Consider the following 18,243-nt stretch of genomic DNA (forward strand, 5'->3'; position numbering starts at 1 on the left):
GAACAGGGCAAGGGGCACCCCGACCGGGGTGCCCCTCTCGCCGTCGGCGTCGCCTAGTTGCCGGAGACGGTGACCTTCTGGTCGTTCTTCAGTTCGGTCACCAGGGTCTGCACCTTCGCCTTGTCCCAGACGAGGTTGCCGCCCGCGGAGCCCGAGATCGGCATGTTCATGGAGACTCCGTTGCCGCCGTTGACGTCCTTCATCGCGAAGAACATCGACGCCAGGTCCCACAGGCTCATGTCCTTGTCGACGGTCAGGGAGTCCAGGCCCGCGCCGAGGGTGGGGTAGAGCCTGAACGGGTTGAGGACCGTCGAGGGGGTGGCCACCTCGTGGGCCAGGGCCGCCAGGAACTTCTGCTGGTTCTTGGTGCGCTGCAGGTCGGACGCGGCGAAGGCGTGCCGGGTACGGACGAAGGCGAGGGCCTCCTCGCCGTTCAGGGTCTGCTTGCCCGCCTTGAAGTCCGCGCCGGAGTACTTGTCCTTGAAGCCCTTGTCGATGTCGATGGTGACCCCGCCGACCGCGTCCACGATGTTCGCGAAGCCGGCGAAGCCGATCTCCACGTAGTGGTCGATGTGCAGCCCGGTGTTGTACTCGACCGTGCGGACGAGCAGGGTCGGGCCGTCGTACGCGTACGCCGCGTTCAGCTTGTTCGTGCCGAGCGGGCCCTTGAGCTTCCCGGACTCGGACCCGCGGAACGTCGGGATCGTGACGTTCGAGTCGCGGGGGAGGGAGATCAGGGTGTCGCCGTTGTCGCCGACGTGCAGGATCATCATCGAGTCCGTGCGCGAGCCCTCGGCCGACCCCGTGTGCAGCTTCTTCTTCTCCGCGTCCGACATGCCCGCGCGGCTGTCGGAACCGACGATCAGGTAGTTGGTGCCCTTGCCCGTCGCGGGACGGTCGATCACCTTCGACAGGTCGACGTCCCGGTGCAGCTTGGAGTCGGCCCAGAAGTAGGTCCCGACCGACGTGACGATCAGCACACTGAGAACCGTGATCGCCGTCCACTTGATCCGCTTGCGCCAGTTCGGAGCCGGCCGCGGCCCACGCTCGCGCAGGCCGCCGGGTCCCCCGCCCCCGGGGCCACCGCCGTAGACCTGGCCGGTGTTGTAGCCGCTGTCGTAGCTGTCGTACCCGCCGCCGTCGGCATAGCCCTCGCCGCCGTACGACGGCTGCTGCGGGACCCCGCCGTAACCGCCGCCGCCCTGCTGCGGGCTGCCGTACGGCGGTGCCGACGGCTCCTGGCGCCGTACCTGGCGCATCACGCGGGCGCCCTCAGGCTGCGCGCCGGCGCTGCCGCGGCCGTACCGGTTTCCGCGGCTGTCGTTCGACCATCCCTCGGGCCATTCGTTCATGGGCCCCAGTGTGCAGGCAGCGCCTGTACCTCTTACAAGGGTCGTCGGGAAATCAGGTCATCCCTGTTGCCAAGCCGACACAAATTCCGTGATTGTCCCATCGGCATAAGGTGGGGGCCATGACAGACCAGGCCCCCGAGGCGGATTCCGACATCCCCGGCAAGCCGACGTCCGCTTCCCGGACCACCCTGAGCCACATCATGACGCACAACGACACCAACCTCCTGGGCACGGTGCACGGCGGTGTGATCATGAAGCTCGTCGACGACGCGGCGGGCGCGGTCGCCGGCCGCCACTCGGGCGGTCCCGCCGTCACCGCGTCCATGGACGAGATGGTGTTCCTGGAGCCGGTCCGCGTCGGTGACCTGGTTCACGTCAAGGCGCAGGTCAACTGGACCGGCCGGACCTCGATGGAGGTGGGGGTACGGGTCCTCGCCGAGCGCTGGAACGAGTCGGCGCCCGCCACGCAGGTCGGCTCCGCGTACCTGGTCTTCGCGGCGGTGGACGCCGACGGGAAGCCGCGCCGGGTGCCGCCGGTGATGCCGGAGACGGAGAAGGACCGCCGCCGCTACCAGGAGGCCCAGATCAGGCGGACGCACCGCCTGGCGAGACGCCGGGAGATCAGGGAGCTGCGCGAACGCAGGGTGGCCGAGGGGTACGCGGACTGAGGGGGCCCGAAGGGTGCCGCGGCCGAAGCGGGGCGCGAGCACTCAGCACACCGACTCGTTCCCCCGCATCACGGACGCCTCCCCCTGGGGCGCCGGGTCGTCGAAGCGCACCTTGCGCACCGCCCCCCTGAAGTCCGCCCCGACCGTCACCCGCATCGTCTGCCCCAGCCCCGGCACGGCCCTCAGCTCGCTGCCCGGCAGCGCGGCCGCCAGCGACCGCGCCGAGCGGTCCCAGCGCGGGTCGAACGAGATCACCGTCCGCTTCACGTCGTGCCGCGCCGCCGTCACCGGCCGGCGGGTCGTCGCGAACCCCGTGCCCGCCAGCGCCGCGTCCATCCGCCGTGCCAGCCCGGCCGTCCCGGTACCGTTCTCCACCTGCACCCGGATCCGCTCCGGTGCCACCTCCACGCCCACCGGCGCGGGCCCCGCCTGCCGCTTCGGCGCCGCCGGCGCGGTCAGCTGCCGGTCGTCGCGCAGGGACTGGAACAGCTGGTCGGACTTGGCCTGGTCCCACTTCAGGGTCGAACCGATGCCCTTCACGGGGTAGGCCAGCTGCCCGATGGGGACGGTCGTGAACTCGGACGAGGACGGCGAGAAGTTCCGCATCGCCCGCCCGAGGTCCAGGAGTTCGTCCGTGCCGAAGCCCGTGTCGGCCCGTACCGAGCCGAGCACCGCCCGGGTCACGTCCCGGAACCTGATCGGGTTGAGCAGCACCCCGGACGACGCCGCCCGCTCGATCAACGAGGCCAGGAACCGCTGCTGCCGCTTCATCCGCCCCAGGTCGCTCGCCCCGTCGACGTGCCGGGAGCGGACGTACTGGAGGGCCTGACCGCCGTTGAGGACGTGGGTGCCGGGGGAGAGGTCGAGCCCGGTGTACGAGTCCTTCAGCGGCTGGGCCGTACAGACCCGGACCCCGCCGAGCACGTCGACGGTCCGCATGAAGGTGATGAAGTCGACCTCCAGATAGTGGTCGATCTTCAGATGGGTCATGTTCTCCACGGTGCGGACGGTCAGCTGGGGACCGCCCTCCGCGTAGGCCGCGTTCAGCTTGATCGGGTGGGCGGCGTGCTGCTGCCCCGTCGTCTCGTCGACGTGCGCGGGGGTCTCGGCGTACGAGTCGCGCGGCAGGCTGACCACGGTGGCCCGCTCCCGGTCCGCCGAGATGTGCACGATCATGATCGTGTCGGTGCAGTGGCAGGGCGCCCCGCCGAGGCGGTACTTCCGCCGCTCCCGCTCGGTGATCTTGTCGCGGCCGTCGGTGCCGACCAGCAGGACGTTCATGCCGTGACCCGCGCGGGGCCGGTTCTTCATGTCCTTGAAGGGGTCGACGCGCGCGATGTCCGCGTCCAGGCTGGCCATCACCGAGTGCCCGATCCCGGCCGACGCCAGCACCACCACGGAGAGTGTGGTCACGGCCCGCATGGCCCAGCGCGGCCGCCGGGGCCTTGCGGGTCGTACCGGCGGCCGCGGGGCCTGACGGGTGGGCTGTGGTCGACGCTGCGGCCGGGCGGGCCGGGCGGGGGACCGGGGCGGGCTGGCGGGCAAGGGACACCTCCGGACGAGGCCGTACGTGGGATCCATGAGCACGGTAGGCCGATACGACCTTCAGCCCGCGTCTTGGCCCGGCGGCGCGCACCGCTGTCCCCCGTTCGCGGTAACGTGAGCCCCCTATGAACGCCAAGCCCGACGTGCGGCACCCCGCAGTTTCTGTGATCATGCCCGTCCTCAACGAGGAGCGGCACCTGCGCGGGGCCGTCCAAGCGATCCTCGCGCAGGAGTACGCCGGCGAGCTGGAGGTCGTCATCGCCCTCGGTCCGTCCACGGACCGCACGGACGAGATAGCGGCCCGGCTCGTGGCGGAGGACGCGCGTGTGCACACCGTCCCGAACCCGACCGGGCGCACCCCGGCCGCGCTGAACGCCGCGATCAAGGCCTCCCGGCACCCGATCGTGGTCCGCGTCGACGGCCACGGCATGCTCTCGCCGAACTACATCACCACCGCCGTACGGCTCCTGGAGGAGACCGGCGCGCAGAACGTCGGCGGCATCATGCACGCCGAGGGCGAGAACGCCTGGGAGCAGGCGGTCGCGGCGGCCATGACCTCGAAGATCGGCGTCGGCAACGCGGCCTTCCACACGGGCGGTGAGGCGGCGCCCGCCGAGACCGTCTACCTGGGTGTCTTCCGCCGTGAGGCGCTGGAGCGGCAGGGCGGCTACAACGAGGAGTTCATCCGCGCCCAGGACTGGGAGCTGAACTTCCGCATCCGCGAGGCCGGCGGGCTGATCTGGTTCTCGCCGGAGCTGAGGGTGTCGTACCGCCCGCGGCCGAGCGTGAAGGCGCTGGCCAAGCAGTACAAGGACTACGGCCGCTGGCGGCACGTCGTCGCCCGCTACCACGAGGGCTCCATCAACCTGCGCTACCTCGCCCCGCCGACCGCGGTGTGCGCGATGGCGGCCGGGATCGTGGTGGGCGCGCTGGTCACGCCGTTCGGCTTCGTCGTCCCCGGCGCCTATCTCGCGGCGATCGCCGCCGGGTCCGTCCCGGCCGGCAAGGGGCTGCCGCTCAGGGCGCGGCTGCAGATCCCGCTGGCCCTCGCCACCATGCACATGTCGTGGGGGTACGGCTTCCTGACCAGCCCGCGGTCGCTGGCGAAGCGGGTCATCGCGTCCCGCCGCCCGGCGGTGCTCAGCCCCGCGGCCGACTGAGCACCGACGGTCCCACGACCCGGGCCACCAGGTGCAGTCCGGGTCGACGTGCATGCACGCCGTGGTGTCCGAGGCGTTGAGGGCGCTCGCCGAGACCGGGGTCGTGTCATCGTCGTCGGCGGTGTACTTGGTGCCCGAGCGAGGCCGGCGCTCGTCTCCGCCCGCACACTGCTGCGCACCACTGCCCGCCTCCCTTTCGCACCTGCCACCGCGCCCGGGGCTCCGGGCTCCTGAGCGCGGCGGCAGTGTCATGCAGGCGTTCAGGAGTCACCTGTGCGGACGTGTGTGAACTCCCGGCCGTGCGCGTCACCAGCGGTAGGGGGCGTACACGTCCATGCACTGCTTGGTGTCGGAGCCGTTGATGGCGTCGGCGTTCTCGGGCAGGTCACCGGCCTTGGGTGCGGACTGCTTCGGGTACGCCGTCCCGTCCCGCCAGTCGGAGCCGACGACGAGCGTGACGCCCGACACATCGGTGGTCTGCTTGACCTGGCCCGCCGGGATCCCCAGCGCCTCGGCGACCGCCTGGGCGTCGCCCTGAAGGTCGGCGCTCGGGTACTGCACGACGGTCTTCTCCACCGACTCCGCGGCCGCGGAGGAGTCCGCCGCCGCGCGGGTGTAGCCCTTGGCGGCCAGTTCCTGCGCGAGTGTCCGGGCCCGGCGTCCGACCGGCGCCTCGGCGGCGGTCCCGGTGGCGTTGCGCACCAGCACGCCGAGGCTCGCGGGGGAGAGGGACGGCTCCTTGGCGGGTGGGACGCTCGCCCGGGTCTTCTTCTCGCCGGAGGCGCCCGAGGCCTTGCCGTTCTTGTCGAACGACACGTCGTCGCGGAGCATCTGCCACATCCTGTCGGCGTTGGCGCCGTCCGGCACGAGGTGGTCCTTGTTCTGCGGGTCCTGGACGTTCGGCATCGTCAGGGAGGTGATGCGGTCCGTCGGCACCGACTTCAGCTGCATGCCCAGGTCGTAGAGCTTCTTCGGGGTGCCGATCTCCTCGGACACCGTCAGCGACTTGGTGGCCGCCTCGGCCAGGTCCATCAGCCTGCCGGTGTCGGTGAAGACGTTCTGCCCCTTCAAGGTGCGGATCATCGAGTTGAGGTACATGTGCTGGGCCTTGGCCCGCAGCGGGTCACTGCCCCAGGCGTGCCGGGTGCGCAGCCACTGCAGGGCCTTCTCGCCCTTCACCTTGTGCGTGCCGGCCGTCATCTTCAGTCCGGAGCCGCCGGGCACCGCGGCCGTCGGCCGGTCCCACACGTTCTGCTTCACGCAGACGTCGACGCCGCCGATGGCGTCCGCCATGTTGACCACGCCCGAGAAGTCGATCGTGATCCAGTGGTCGATGTAGACCCCGGTGAGGTTCTCCCAGGTGGCCAGCGTGCAGCCGGCGCCGCCGCGGGCCAGCGACTCGTTGATGATGGTGTTGGTCGCCGGGTACACCTTGCCGGTCTTGGGGTCCGTGCACTTGGGTATGTCGACCCTGGTGTCCCGGGGGATGCTCACCATGGCGGCGCTCTTGCGGTCCGCCGACAGGTGGATCAGCATCTGCACGTCGCCGAGCGGCGGGCTGCCCCGGTCGTACTTGGCGCCGCCGAGCTTCACGTTCTCGTCGGAGTTGCGGCTGTCGGAACCGATCAGCAGGATGTTCAGCGGGGTCTGCCCGGCCGCGTTGGCCGCGCTCTTCTGCGCCTTGGCGTCACCGCTGTCGCGCTGGCCCTTGTGGATGTTGCCGTTCAGGTGCTGGTAGTAGAGGTAGCCGGCACCGGCCGTACCGAGGATCACCACCGACAGCACGGCCGTCGACCAGCGCAGCACCCGTCGGCCGCCCTGCGAGCCGCTCGGGGCCTGCGAGCCGCCCTTGCGCCGTCTGTCGCGTCCCGGCGTGGCAGGTGCCTTCGGTGCGAGGGACATCGTGTCCTCGACCGCAGGCACCTCCCCCCGCACATCGCTCTGCGTCAACTCCCTGCCCTCCCCGCCCTGCGCCCTGCGCGCACAGGCCCGCCGCCACGCCCCCCGTCGGACGCCCCACGGACCACACGGGTCCGCCCCGCGCTCGGTTAGACGCGTGACGGACCCATAGGGTTACCTGCTTATTTGGTGTGACTTGCTGTCACCCGAGGACAACTCCGAGCAACCGGGCGCCATGTGCGAACAACCTCGCGCTTAGGGGCGCCCAAAGCCGTTCGCTACTTGGCGCACGTCACCTTGTCCGCGGTGGTCTTGCTGTCCACGTCCGGCGCCTTCGTCGGAGTGGTGAGGGAGACCCCCGCTCCCTGGAAGTCCTTGCCCAGGGTGAGCGTGATCGCGGGCAGCCCCTGGGAGTTGACCACGCTCTTGCCCGGCTTCATCGCCGAGCCGGACAGGCCCATGAGGCTTGCCAGTTCACGTGCCTGGTCGGCCTGGGCGGGCGCGTACTCCAGGGTGGTCCTGGCCAGTTCGGCGGGCGCGTTGCCGGCGTTCTCCGACTTGAGGACGCCCTCGTCGTTCTGCAGCCAGCTGAGGGTCTCCTGGGCGCTGCCGGGCGGGGCCCCGCCGTTGAGGATCCGCACCCGCACCTCGGAGGCCGCGGACTTGCTGCCCTCCAGCCGGGCGGCCACGGCGTCCTTGCTGGCCTGCGCCTGCTTCTTCTTGACCTTGGTGAAGGAGACGTCGTCCTTGATGGCCTGGAAGACCGCGGGCGCCTTCGACTCGTTGAGCACGACGGTCGCCTTCACCTTCTCCGCCGGGTTGTCCAGCACCGGGACGGTGGTGAAGGTCAGGTTCTTCGGGTTCAGCTTGCCGAGCTCCAGCCCCAGGTCCTTCAGCTTGCCGATGCTGTCCAGCTGGGAGTCGACGGTGAGCGCCTTGGTGCCGACCTCGGCCAGCTTCAGCAGCTTCGTCGGGCTGGAGAGCGTCGAGTTGGAGCTGAGCTTGCGCATCAGCGCGCTCAGGAACTGCTGCTGGAGCTGGATCCGGCTCAGGTCGCCGCCGAAACCGACCGAGTGCCGGGTGCGCACGAACGCCAGCGCGGTCTCGCCGGAGATGTTGTGGGTGCCCTCGGACAGCTTCAGGTGCGACTGCTTGTCGTCGATGTTCTTGCCGAGGCAGACCTCGACCCCGCCGACCGCGTCGGTCAGCGTCTTGACCGCGTTGAAGTCGGCCACCATGAAGTTGTCCGGCTGGATCCCGGTCAGCTCCGTCACCGTGCGCACCGTGCAGCTCGGCGTACGGCCGTCCTGGCCGAGGCTGGTGTTGAACCGCACGTTCTGGGTGCCCGCGATGACCTTCGTGGTGCCGTCGGACTGCTCGGTCGGGCAGTCCGGGACGTCCACGATCAGGTCACGCGGGATGCTCAGCGCGGTGGCGTTCGAGCGGTCCTTGGAGATGTGCAGCAGGATGTTGGTGTCGGCGTGCCCGACGCTGCCCGTGTCGCCGTAGCCCTCGTTGCCCTTGCCGGTGCGCTTGTCGGTACCGATGATCAGCAGGTTGATCGCCTTGTCCTTGCTGAAGCCACCGGTGCTCGCGCCGTCGTCGGAGACGGACGTGATGTTGTCGTTGAGGTGCTTGATGTACAGGTAGCCGGCGGCCGAGACGGCGACCAGCACGGAGTCAGGAAGATGACAAAACGCGCCTCGGCCGTGTCCGCGAGCCCGCCCAGGAGACGCAGTAGGTACACCCTCGCGCCGCTCGTCCTCATCGCGGCCAACGTCGTGCTCTTCTCGCTGTTCTTCGTGTGGCCGGCGGTGATCGGGCTCGTCTACTCCTTCACGAACTACACGGGCGTCGGGGCGTTCCAGTTCGTCGGACTGGACAACTACCACAACCTGTTCGGGGACTCCACCTTCTACGACGCGCTGACGCGGTCCCTGCTCTACACCGTGCTCTTCGTCCCGCTGAACTTCGCGCTCTCGCTGCTCATCGCCAACGTACTGGTGAGCAAGCACGCCAAGGGCGCGTCGGTGGCCCGCGTCCTCTTCTTCATCCCCTGGCTGCTGTCGCCCATCGTCGTGGGCGTCCTGTGGCGGTGGCTGTTCGGCGAGAACTTCGGCCTGGTCAACTACATCATCGAGAAGCTCGGCGGCGCGGCCGTGCCGTGGCAGTCGAACGCGGACCTGTCGCTGCTCGTGGTGGTGATGGCGGCCTCCTGGGCCTGGACGGGCTTCTCGATGCTGCTGTTCATCGCGGCGATCAAGAACGTGCCGGTGTCGTACTACGAGGCGGCCTCGCTCGACGGCGCCGGTCCCTGGCGCCAGTTCATCAGCATCACGCTGCCGAGCATCGCGCCCACCTCGTTCATCGTGATCCTGCTCAACACGATCAACGCGATGAAGGAGTACCCGATCTTCGTCTCGCTCAACAACGGCGGGCCCGGGACGTCCAACAACCTGCTGGTCCAGTACATCTACCAGACCGGCTTCCAACGGGGCCAGATCGGCTACGCGAGCGCGGCGTCGTTCGTGCTCATGCTCATCCTGATGGCCGTCGCGGTCATCCAGCTGATCGTCAACCGGCGGGTGGAGAACCGATGACAACGACAGACATCCCGCGCCCGGTCGACGCGGACTCCCCGCGGCCCGTGACCGGCAAGCGGCCCCGCGGCGCGAGCAGTGGCGGGCTCCGGCGGGCGGTGTCCGCGACGACCCTGCTGTGGGTCCTGGCCTGCCTGTACGGGCTGCCCGTGCTGTGGTTCATCCTCAGCTCCCTCAAGCCCGCCAGCGACCTGTTCTCTTACCCGCTGACGCTGGTCCCGCACCACCCCACCCTGTCCGGGTACCTGACGGCGTGGCGCAGCGCCAACTTCTCGCAGTACTTCATCAACACGACCATCGTGTGCGTGATCACGACGATCCTCACGGTGGGCGTCAGCTGCTGCACCGGGTACGCGCTGGCCAAGTACGACAACAAGTGGCTCAAGGTGTTCTTCGTCTGCATCCTGGCCACCACGATGCTGCCGGGCGAGGTCATGCTCGCCCCCGAGTTCCTGGTCGTCCGCAACCTCGGCCTCTACAACTCCTTCGCCGGCATCATCCTCCCGGCCGTGCTCACCGCGACCGGATGCTTCATGTTCCGCCAGTTCTTCCTGACGGTCCCCGACGAACTCGTGGAGGCCGCCCGCATCGACGGCGCCCGCGAACTGTCGATCTTCGTGCGGATCATGGTGCCGCTCTCCCGGCCCATCATGCTGACCCTCGCCATCCTGTCCTTCCAGTGGCGGTGGAACGACTACATCTGGCCGCTGCTGATGCTCAACGACCCGAACAAGTTCACCGTGCAGATCGGCATCCAGAGCATCGTCGGCGCCCAGAACATCAACTGGTCGGTCCTGCTCGGCGCGTCGGTGATCTCCATGATCCCCTTGATCGTCATCTTCCTGGTCTTCCAGCGCTATGTGATGGGCGCCGACATCAACGCGGGACTGAAGGACTGACCGTGCCCACCCCGCTCGACCACGCTTTCGTCCGCGCGGCGGCCCACGCCGCCGACCGGCCGGCCGTCCCGCTGGCGGCCGGCCCCGACGAGGACCCCACCGGGGTGACCCACCGCGTCCTGGCACGCCGGGTCAAGACCCTGGTCGCCGCCTACCGGTCTCCCGACTCGGCCCTGCACGGCAGCGGCCGGGCCGTCGCCGCCGCGCTGACCCAGCTGCGCGCCCTGCGGGCCGCGCAGACCGCCACCGGGCTGTTCGCCAGCGGCGACAACGTCCAGTCACCGCCGGACTCCGCCTTCACCATCAACGACGTCTGCGACGCGCATGTCCTCGCCGTCGGCGCGGGCCCGGAACTCCACGACGTCACGGCCGGCCTCGCCGAGATCGCCGACGCCGCCTGCGGCAGTCTCCTGACCGGTGGAGTGCACACCCCGAACCACCGCTGGGAGCTGTGCGCGGCGCTCGCCCGGCTGTACCGGTCGTTCCCGGACGACCGGCTGCTCGACCGCGTCGAGCAGTGGCTCGCCGAGGGCGTCGACATCGACGCGGAGGGCCTGTACTCGGAGCGCAGCGCCAACTACGCGGCCCACGTCTCCAACCCCTCGCTCCTGCTGCTGGCCGACGTGCTCGGCCGCACCGACCTGTCGGACGCCGTCGAACGCAACCTCACCGCGACCCTGGACCTCATCAGGCCGGACGGCACGGTGGAGACCGTCCACTCGCGTCGGCAGGACCAGAACCACCCGTTCCCCCTGGCGCCCTACCTGCCGCACTACCGGCTGCTCGCGATCCGCACCGGCCGGGGCGACTTCAGCCGGGCGGCGCTGCTGGCGGCCGCCGACGGCATCACCGACCCCGACCTGCTCGCCGGGACCCTGCTCACCCCGGACCTGGCCCGCGCACTGCCCGCACCGGCCGCGCAGACACTGCCCCGCGACCGGTACCTCACCACGGCACGCCTCGCCGCCCGCGCCTCGGCCACCGCCCACACGGTGCTGTACGGCGGCTCCGACGTGCCCGGGCACCGGCGCATCCGCTCGGGCCTCGCCTGCAACCCCACCTTCCTGCGCCTGTTCGCCGGCGACGCCGTCCTCGACGCGGTCCGCCTCTCGCGCGGGTTCTTCGACCTGGGTCCGTTCCGCGCCGCCGGCATGGAACGGACCGCGGACGACCGCTACCGGCTCACCGAGACCCTCACCGCCGCCTACTACCAGCCGCTGCCGCCGGACCGGCGACGCGACGACGCCGCCTACCGCGTCACGGACGAGGGACGTTTCTCGGCCGCGATGGCCTTCCCGGACCGGCCCCGGGACGAGGTCTCGCACACCACACGCGTCGACGTGGACCTCCGGGAGGACGGCGCCGACCTGCGGATCGACATCAGCGGGCTATCGGTGCCCTGGTCCCTCGAACTGACCTTCCGGCCGGGCGGCGCGCCGGAGGGCGCCGTACCGATCGGCGACGGACGCTGGTGCCTGACCCGCGGCCCGATGACCTACCGGGCCGGTGACGACGAGATCCGCGTCGAGGTCGACGTCGAGGCGGGCGAACCGCTCGCCGGCCCTGACCGCGGCGACGTACTGCGCTACGACCCCGGACAGGACCACACCGTGGTGGGCGGCACCGACGCGACGACGGGGAACCGCGTCTACCTCGGTGGGCAGGGGCCACAGACACTGAGAGTCGCACTGCGCGCCCACCGGCCCGCACCCGCCGTGTGACGCCGACGACCCACGCCATGGGCACCTCCGGAACGAAGGGCTGACCACCTCCCATGCACCTGCCGCGCCAGCTCGGCCCGCTGCACGACCTGCCGGACACCCCCGAGGCGTACGACGCGGTCCTCGCCGATGTCACCGAACAGGCCCTGGCCCGCCTCACCACCGAGGGCAACCTCGAACACCCCGACGCGGACGACGACATCGGCGACACCTCCCTCGGCATCACCTCCCTGCTGGCCCTCGCCTGGCACCGCGCGGGGGACCCCCGGCTGCCCGAGGCCGTGCACCGCAGCCTCGCCTTCCACCTGCGCGAGCGGGTCTACACCGAGGACAACCCCGGCTACCCGAACCTCACGGTCCGCGACTCGGGCCTCCCGTACGCCCGTTACGTCCTGGCGGCCGGCGCGCACCCGATCGGGGACTGGCCCAGCACCGTGTGGGCGCTGCTCCAGGCGGTGAACGTCCTCGACCTCGCGGACGGCCTGGTCGCGGACGACCAGCGCTCGGCGCTGCTCGGCCTGGCCCGCGGCTACTGGCGCTGGCTGACCGAGGCCACCTTCTTCAACCCGCAGGAGGCCGGCAACCAGGCGATCGGCTGCGTGGTCGGTGGACTGATGCTGGCCCGCCACCTGCCGCGGGAGGAAGCGGAGCCGGTTCGCGAGCGGGCGCTGGCGCTGTACGCGGAGAAGATCAGGGCCCACCGGGTCCTCGACCGGGGCGCCCTGCTGCCGCCCGAGCACGGCGGCGCCTACGACAACAACTACGGCCCGATCTCGCTGTCCTTCCTCGCCCAGGCCCACCGGATCAGCGGGGCGGAGATGTTCGCCGAGGACGGTGACGCGCTCGCCCGGTACATCGACGCACGCCTGCCGGGCGGCGGCTTCGACAACGGCGGACCCCGCTACAGCGAACAGCACTCCGGCTTCGAGTCGGTGCTCGGCCTGCGGTACTTCGGCGCCCGGATCGGCTCCGACCTGGGCCGCTACCGGGGCGACACGCGCTGGGGGCGGCACGCGGTCAAGCCGGACGGCGGGGTCGACGGGCACTTCGCCTGGATGCTGGTCTGGCAGATCCAGGACGGCACCGCCTGGCACCGCACCCCGACGACCGCTCCGGCCCGCCACCAACTCCGCGCGGGCACCGTCTCCGTGGCCTTCGACAGCCGTATGACCCCGTCCCTGGTCGAGGCGGCCGGCACCTACCTCCTCCCGGCGGCGGTGAACCGGCAGCACGGCTTCGGCCCGGTCCTGGACGGGTTCGTGTACTGCCGGCCGATGGGCGAGGTCCGGGTCCGGGACGTGACCGCCGACGGCCTGACCGCCAAGCTGGTGACCAAGCCGGTCGTGGGCCGCGACCACGTCCTGCGGCACGTGCGCTCCCTGTACGTCACGGACGGCACGAGCCTGTGGGTGACGGTGGCCGTGGAACGCCTCGACGGGACGCCGTACCTGCTGGCCGGGCTGCCGTACGCGGCGGACGACGGCGACCGGGTCCGCCGGATCGCCGAGGCCCAGGTCGCCTCCGCGGGCGCCCTGCGCCTGACGCATCCCGAACGGCAGGGCGCCGACCACTTCGACGCCCGCGCCGAACTCACCCAGGAACAGGCCGCGTTCGCCCTTGCCGCCGACCCGCGCGGGTACGGCGACCCGGACGAGGGCTGGCGCCACCTGGTCTCCTCCAGCGCCTACGAGGCCCAACCGGCGCCGCGGGCACCGGAACACCTGCACGTGTTCGCCGTACGGTACGGACCCGGCGGGGACTTCACCCCGTCGTTCGAGGGCGACCTGACGGTGCGCACCGAGCGGTTCACGGCGGACCTCGGACCAGACGACGACCACGGCGCCCCGCGACTGGCCCTCGCCGGACGTTAGTTCCGGGTGGGCGGCACCTGGTGCCGCGGCACTAGGCCCGCGTGAACCCGTGGCTGCGTTCCACCTTCGCCACGTGCAGTGTGTAGCTCTGGTACCACTCGGCCCGGCCGCGCTGCTGCGCCGCGCGGTGTTCGGCGTCGGTCCGCCACCGGGTGAGGGCGTCGGCGTCGCGGAAGTACCCGACGGTGATGCCCAGCCCGCCGGGGGTCTGCGCGTGGTCCATCCCCAGGTACCCGGGGATGTCCTTCACCAGTTCCTCCATGCGGGCGTCGGTCTCGCTGTAACCGCTCTGGTCCTCGGTCCGTACCGTGCTGAACACGGCCACGTAATAGGGGGGTTCGAAGGCCTCGACGGGCGCGACAGGTGCTCGGAGGTGATCGCTCATGGCGTCACCGTACGGTGGCCCGCCGCCCGTGGGCCAGCGGGCAGCGCCGTCTCCGGTACCACCAGGTCCGCCCGGTCCCGGGTGGCAGCGACCAGGTCCGCGTTCAGCTGGTCGGTGCCCGCCACCCAGGCCACCGCCTCCTCGTGCCCCTTGCCGAACTCCTCATGCCGGGCGACCAGCCGCCGCACCCGCTCGGCCTCGTCGATCTCGCAGAACCACACCTCGTCCAGCGCCTGCCGCACCCGTGCCCACGAACCGTCCGTGAGCAGCAGGTAGTTGCCCTCGGTCACCACCAGCCGGGCCGTCGGCGGGACCGGGATCGCACCCGCGATCGGCTGTTCCAGCACCCGCTCGAAGCCCGGCGCGTACACCACGTCGTCGGTGTCCTCGCGCAGCCGCCGCAGCAGCGCCGCGTACCCGGCCGCGTCGAAGGTCGCGGGCGCACCCTTGCGGTCCCTGAGGCCCAGCCGGTCCAGTTCGGCGTCGGCCAGATGGAAACCGTCCATGGGCACCCGGGCCACCCACGGCTCACCCGTGCCGTTCAGCTCCCGCACCAGATGTTCGGCGAGGGTCGTCTTGCCGGCACCGGGGCTGCCCGCGACGCCGAGGAGGGCGCGGGGACCGCGCGCGGCTAGCGAGCGGGCGCGGTCGAGGAGGTCGTCGAAAGTCAGCGGCACGCAAAAAGTGTGCCACCGGCCCGGGATGTGGCGCACGCCACCCTCTCGCCGCCGTCAGGTGGGGAAGATGCCGGACATGACTGCACTCGGGCTGCCCGACACCATCCAGGCCTGTCTCTTCGACCTCGACGGGGTCGTGACCAGAACCGCCGTCGTGCACGCGGCGGCCTGGAAGGAGATGTTCGACGCCTTCCTGCGCGGCTACGACGGCCAGCGGCCCTTCGACCCGTCCGCCGACTACGACGAGTACGTCGACGGCCGCCCGCGGGCCGACGGTGTCCGTGCCTTCCTCGACTCCCGCGGCATCCACCTGCCCGAGGGCACCTCGGACGACCCACCGGACGCGCCCACCGTGCACGGCCTCGGCAACCGCAAGAACGAACTGCTCCTGGCCAAGATCCGCACCGACGGTGTCGAGGCCTACGACGGCACCCTGCGCTACCTGGAGGCGGTCCGGGCGCAGGGACTGCGCACGGCGATCGTCTCCTCCAGCGCCAACTGCCGTGACGTGCTCCGCTCGATCGGCGCCGAGCACTTCTTCGACGTCCGCATCGACGGCGTCGTGGCCGCCGAGCGGCACCTGCCCGGCAAACCGCACCCGGACACCTTCCTGGCCGCCGCCCACGACCTCGGCGTCGAGCCGTCCCGGTCGGCCGTCTTCGAGGACGCCCTGGCCGGGATGGACGCGGGCCGCGCGGGCCGTTTCGGGTACGTCGTGGGCGTGGACCGCGTCGGGCAGACGGACGCCCTGTACGCACACGGCGCGGACACGGTCGTCAAGGACCTCTCCGAACTGGGAGGCAAGGAGTGATCACCCAACGGTCGTACGCCGTGGAGCCCTGGGCGGTCCGCGAGACCGCGCTCAACCTCGACGTGCTCGCCCAGAGCGAGTCGGTGTTCGCGCTGTCCAACGGGCACGTCGGCTGGCGCGGCAACCTCGACGAGGGCGAACCGCACGGGCTGCCCGGCAGCTACCTCAACGGCGTCCACGAGGTGCACCCGCTGCCGTACGCCGAAGCCGGCTACGGCTACCCCGAGTCCGGGCAGACCGTCATCAACGTCACCAACGGCAAGATCCTGCGGCTGCTCGTCGACGACGAACCCTTCGACCTGCGTTACGGCAGGCTCGTCACCCACGAGCGGGTGCTGGACCTGCGCCGGGGCGTCCTGGAACGGACCTGCGAGTGGACCTCGCCCGCCGGCTCCACCGTACGGGTGCGCTCGACGCGGCTGGTGTCCCTGACCCAGCGGGCGGTGGCCGCCGTCGCCTACGAGGTGGAGGCCGTCGACCGCTGCCGGATCGTGATCCAGTCCGAACTCGTCGCCAACGAGCAACTCCCCGGGGCGAACGGCGATCCGCGCGCGGCGCAGGCCCTGCAGTCGCCGCTGGAGCAGGAGGACGGCTTCGCCGACGGGCACCGGCTGCGTCTGGTGCACCGCACGAAACGCAGCGGACTGCGGGTCGCGGTCGCCGCCGACCACACGGTCCTCGGCCCCGAGCGGACCATGACCCGTTCCGAGAGCGGCGTGGACGTGGCCCGGCTGACCGTCACCTCCGTACTGGAACCCGGGCAGCGGCTGCGGGTGGAGAAGTTCGTCGCGCACGGCTGGTCCGGGGTGCGTTCGCTGCCCGCGATGGCCGACCAGGTGGACGCGGCCCTCGCCGCCGCCGCGCACGAGGGCTGGCAGGGGCTCACCGAGGAACAGCGCGGCTACCTGGACGACTACTGGTCCCGAGCCGACGTGGAGGTGGACGGCGACGAGGAGGTCCAGCAGGCCGTCCGGTTCGCCCTCTTCCACGTCCTGCAGGCCGGCGCCCGCGCCGAACAGCGGGCGATACCCGCCAAGGGCCTCACCGGCTCCGGCTACGACGGGCACGCCTTCTGGGACACCGAGATGTTCGTCCTGCCCGTCCTCACCCACACCGCCCCGGGCGCCGTCGCCGAGGCGCTGCGCTGGCGGCACAGCACACTGCCCGCGGCCCGCGAACGCGCCACCCAACTGGGCCTGGCCGGGGCCGCGTTCCCCTGGCGGACCATCGCGGGCTCGGAGGGTTCCGCGTACTGGCCGGCCGGCACCGCCGCCTTCCACGTCAACGCCGACGTCGCCGACGCGGTGGTCCGCTACGTCGCCGCCACCGGCGACACCGACTTCGAACGGGACACCGGCGTCGAACTGCTCGTGGAGACCGCCCGGCTGTGGCGCTCGCTCGGCCACCACGACAGCCGCGGCGCCTTCCACATCGACGGCGTCACCGGACCCGACGAGTACAGCGCCGTCGCCGACGACAACACGTACACCAACCTGATGGCCCGGGCGAACCTGCTGGCCGCAGCCGACGCCGTGGAACGCCACCCCCGGGAGGCCGCCCGGCTCGGCGTCGACGCGGAGGAGTCCGCCGCCTGGCGGGACGCCGCGGAGGCCGTGCACATCCCCTACAACCACGAACTGGGCGTCCACGAACAGCACGCCGGGTTCACCCGCTACCAGCGCTGGGACTTCGAGCACACCGCCCCCGAGCAGTACCCGCTGCTGCTGAACTTCCCGTACTTCGACCTGTACCGCAAACAGGTCGTGAAACAGGCCGACCTGGTCCTTGCGATGTACACCTGCGAGGCCTACTTCGACGACGAGCAGATCGCCCGCAACTTCGCGTACTACGAGCCGCTGACCGTGCGCGACTCCTCGCTGTCCGCCTGCTGCCAGGCCGTGGTCGCCGCCCAGGCCGGACACCTGACGCTCGCCCACGCCTACACGGCCGAGGCCGCCCTGATGGACCTGGACGACCTGGAGCACAACACCCGCGACGGACTGCACATCGCCTCCCTGGCCGGCACCTGGATGGCCCTGGTGGCAGGCTTCGGCGGACTGCGCCACTACGACGACGGCGCGCGGTTCGCCCCGCGGCTGCCGGAGCGGCTGCGCAGGCTCGCCTTCAACCTGCAGCTGCGGGGCAGCAGGCTGCGGGTGGAGATCGGGGCGGACAAGGCGACGTACACCCTCCTCGACGGGCCCCCGCTCACGGTCCACCACCACGGCGAGCCGGTCACCGTCGACACGGACAGCCCAGCGGTGCGGGCGGTCCCGCCGGCCCGCCCCGGCCCGGTTCCGCGCCAGCCGCGGCACCGGTCACCGCATCGGCCGACGTGAGGGTTCTTCAGGGGCGCGTTCAGGTGAGGGCGTTGAAAAGGAGGCCCGCCAGGTCACTCGTCGCGTCGGCTGCGAACACGGCCGCCACTGCGCCGAGCGCGAGCACGGGCACCGCGGTCGGCCAGCGATGGGGCGGTGGGGCGGTCTGCAGGGCCGCTATGCGGCGGGTCACCGCGCGGTCCGTGAAGTTCAGGGCGCAGGACGGGCGGGGGCGGCCCGCGCTGAGGGCGGCGCGGGCCAGCGCGCGGGCGGTGGTCGCCCGGTCGCCGACGGGGGGGGCGGCCTGCGGGGGGGCGCTGCGCGGCCCCCGAGAGGC

At 71.2% G+C, this 18,243-nt stretch carries 14 protein-coding genes and 1 pseudogene; 8 read left to right on the top strand and 7 right to left on the bottom strand.

The window, feature by feature from the left end; all coding sequences use genetic code 11:
* Nucleotides 1-53: 53 nt before the first annotated feature.
* Nucleotides 54-1,352: an LCP family protein gene (locus tag ABZ646_RS08285; protein WP_360514417.1), complete on the bottom strand. Its 1,299-nt coding sequence runs from the start codon at nucleotides 1,350-1,352 to the stop codon at nucleotides 54-56.
* A 119-nt stretch (nucleotides 1,353-1,471) separates the two neighbouring features.
* Between ABZ646_RS08285 and ABZ646_RS08290 the strand changes: the two genes are divergently transcribed.
* On the top strand, nucleotides 1,472-2,020 hold the full coding sequence (locus ABZ646_RS08290; protein ID WP_360514420.1) for an acyl-CoA thioesterase: 549 nt from the start codon (nucleotides 1,472-1,474) through the stop codon (nucleotides 2,018-2,020).
* A gap of 42 nt (nucleotides 2,021-2,062) precedes the next feature.
* On the opposite strand, the gene ABZ646_RS08295 is transcribed toward ABZ646_RS08290, so the two are convergent.
* Nucleotides 2,063-3,442 carry an LCP family protein gene (locus ABZ646_RS08295; RefSeq protein ID WP_360514423.1) on the bottom strand — a complete coding sequence of 460 codons (1,380 nt, stop codon included), beginning with the start codon at nucleotides 3,440-3,442 and terminating at the stop codon, nucleotides 2,063-2,065.
* Between the two features lie 248 nt (nucleotides 3,443-3,690).
* Between ABZ646_RS08295 and ABZ646_RS08300 the strand changes: the two genes are divergently transcribed.
* A complete protein-coding gene (locus tag ABZ646_RS08300; RefSeq protein ID WP_360514426.1) occupies nucleotides 3,691-4,725 on the top strand; it encodes a glycosyltransferase family 2 protein in 1,035 nt (344 codons plus the stop codon).
* 306 nt (nucleotides 4,726-5,031) lie between these two features.
* Here the strand turns inward: ABZ646_RS08300 and ABZ646_RS08305 are convergent, their stop codons facing one another.
* Nucleotides 5,032-6,675 (bottom strand): LCP family protein, encoded by a 1,644-nt coding sequence (locus ABZ646_RS08305; protein WP_360514429.1) that lies wholly within the window; start codon nucleotides 6,673-6,675, stop codon nucleotides 5,032-5,034.
* Nucleotides 6,676-6,902: 227 nt separating this feature from the next.
* Nucleotides 6,903-8,300 carry an LCP family protein gene (locus ABZ646_RS08310; protein WP_360514432.1) on the bottom strand — a complete coding sequence of 466 codons (1,398 nt, stop codon included), beginning with the start codon at nucleotides 8,298-8,300 and terminating at the stop codon, nucleotides 6,903-6,905.
* Between the two features lie 12 nt (nucleotides 8,301-8,312).
* Here ABZ646_RS08310 and ABZ646_RS08315 point away from each other — a divergent pair, with 12 nt between their 5' ends.
* Genes ABZ646_RS08315 through ABZ646_RS08330 form a run of 4 tightly spaced genes read left to right on the top strand, consistent with a single transcriptional unit; the run spans nucleotide 8,313 to nucleotide 13,715 of the window.
* Nucleotides 8,313-9,224, top strand: coding sequence for a sugar ABC transporter permease (locus ABZ646_RS08315; RefSeq protein WP_360514435.1), 912 nt, complete (start codon nucleotides 8,313-8,315; stop codon nucleotides 9,222-9,224).
* A complete protein-coding gene (locus ABZ646_RS08320) occupies nucleotides 9,221-10,123 on the top strand; it encodes a carbohydrate ABC transporter permease (RefSeq protein ID WP_360514438.1) in 903 nt (300 codons plus the stop codon). Before ABZ646_RS08315 ends, ABZ646_RS08320 begins: the two co-directional genes overlap by 4 nt.
* A 2-nt stretch (nucleotides 10,124-10,125) precedes the next feature.
* On the top strand, nucleotides 10,126-11,844 hold the full coding sequence (locus ABZ646_RS08325) for a hypothetical protein (RefSeq protein ID WP_360514440.1): 1,719 nt from the start codon (nucleotides 10,126-10,128) through the stop codon (nucleotides 11,842-11,844).
* Nucleotides 11,845-11,897: 53 nt separating this feature from the next.
* Nucleotides 11,898-13,715 carry a hypothetical protein gene (locus tag ABZ646_RS08330; protein WP_360514443.1) on the top strand — a complete coding sequence of 606 codons (1,818 nt, stop codon included), beginning with the start codon at nucleotides 11,898-11,900 and terminating at the stop codon, nucleotides 13,713-13,715.
* A 31-nt stretch (nucleotides 13,716-13,746) separates the two neighbouring features.
* Here ABZ646_RS08330 and ABZ646_RS08335 read toward each other — a convergent pair whose 3' ends face one another.
* A complete protein-coding gene (locus ABZ646_RS08335; protein WP_360514446.1) occupies nucleotides 13,747-14,100 on the bottom strand; it encodes an antibiotic biosynthesis monooxygenase in 354 nt (117 codons plus the stop codon).
* Nucleotides 14,097-14,777 carry a nucleoside/nucleotide kinase family protein gene (locus ABZ646_RS08340; RefSeq protein WP_360514449.1) on the bottom strand — a complete coding sequence of 227 codons (681 nt, stop codon included), beginning with the start codon at nucleotides 14,775-14,777 and terminating at the stop codon, nucleotides 14,097-14,099. The genes ABZ646_RS08335 and ABZ646_RS08340 overlap by 4 nt, the downstream gene beginning before the upstream one ends.
* Nucleotides 14,778-14,853: 76 nt before the next feature.
* On the opposite strand from ABZ646_RS08340, the gene ABZ646_RS08345 reads away from it, so the two are divergent.
* Both ABZ646_RS08345 and ABZ646_RS08350 read left to right on the top strand, forming a co-directional pair.
* Nucleotides 14,854-15,588: a beta-phosphoglucomutase family hydrolase gene (locus ABZ646_RS08345; protein WP_360514452.1), complete on the top strand. Its 735-nt coding sequence runs from the start codon at nucleotides 14,854-14,856 to the stop codon at nucleotides 15,586-15,588.
* Entirely contained in the window at nucleotides 15,585-17,927 is a 2,343-nt protein-coding gene (locus ABZ646_RS08350) for a glycosyl hydrolase family 65 protein (RefSeq protein ID WP_360514455.1), read from the top strand. Before ABZ646_RS08345 ends, ABZ646_RS08350 begins: the two co-directional genes overlap by 4 nt.
* Before the next feature lie 19 nt (nucleotides 17,928-17,946).
* Here the strand turns inward: ABZ646_RS08350 and ABZ646_RS08355 are convergent.
* Nucleotides 17,947-18,243: pseudogene (locus ABZ646_RS08355) on the bottom strand (M56 family peptidase); the annotation flags it as partial.

The organism is Streptomyces sp. NPDC007162, from assembly GCF_040634175.1.
GTDB lineage: Bacteria > Actinomycetota > Actinomycetes > Streptomycetales > Streptomycetaceae > Streptomyces.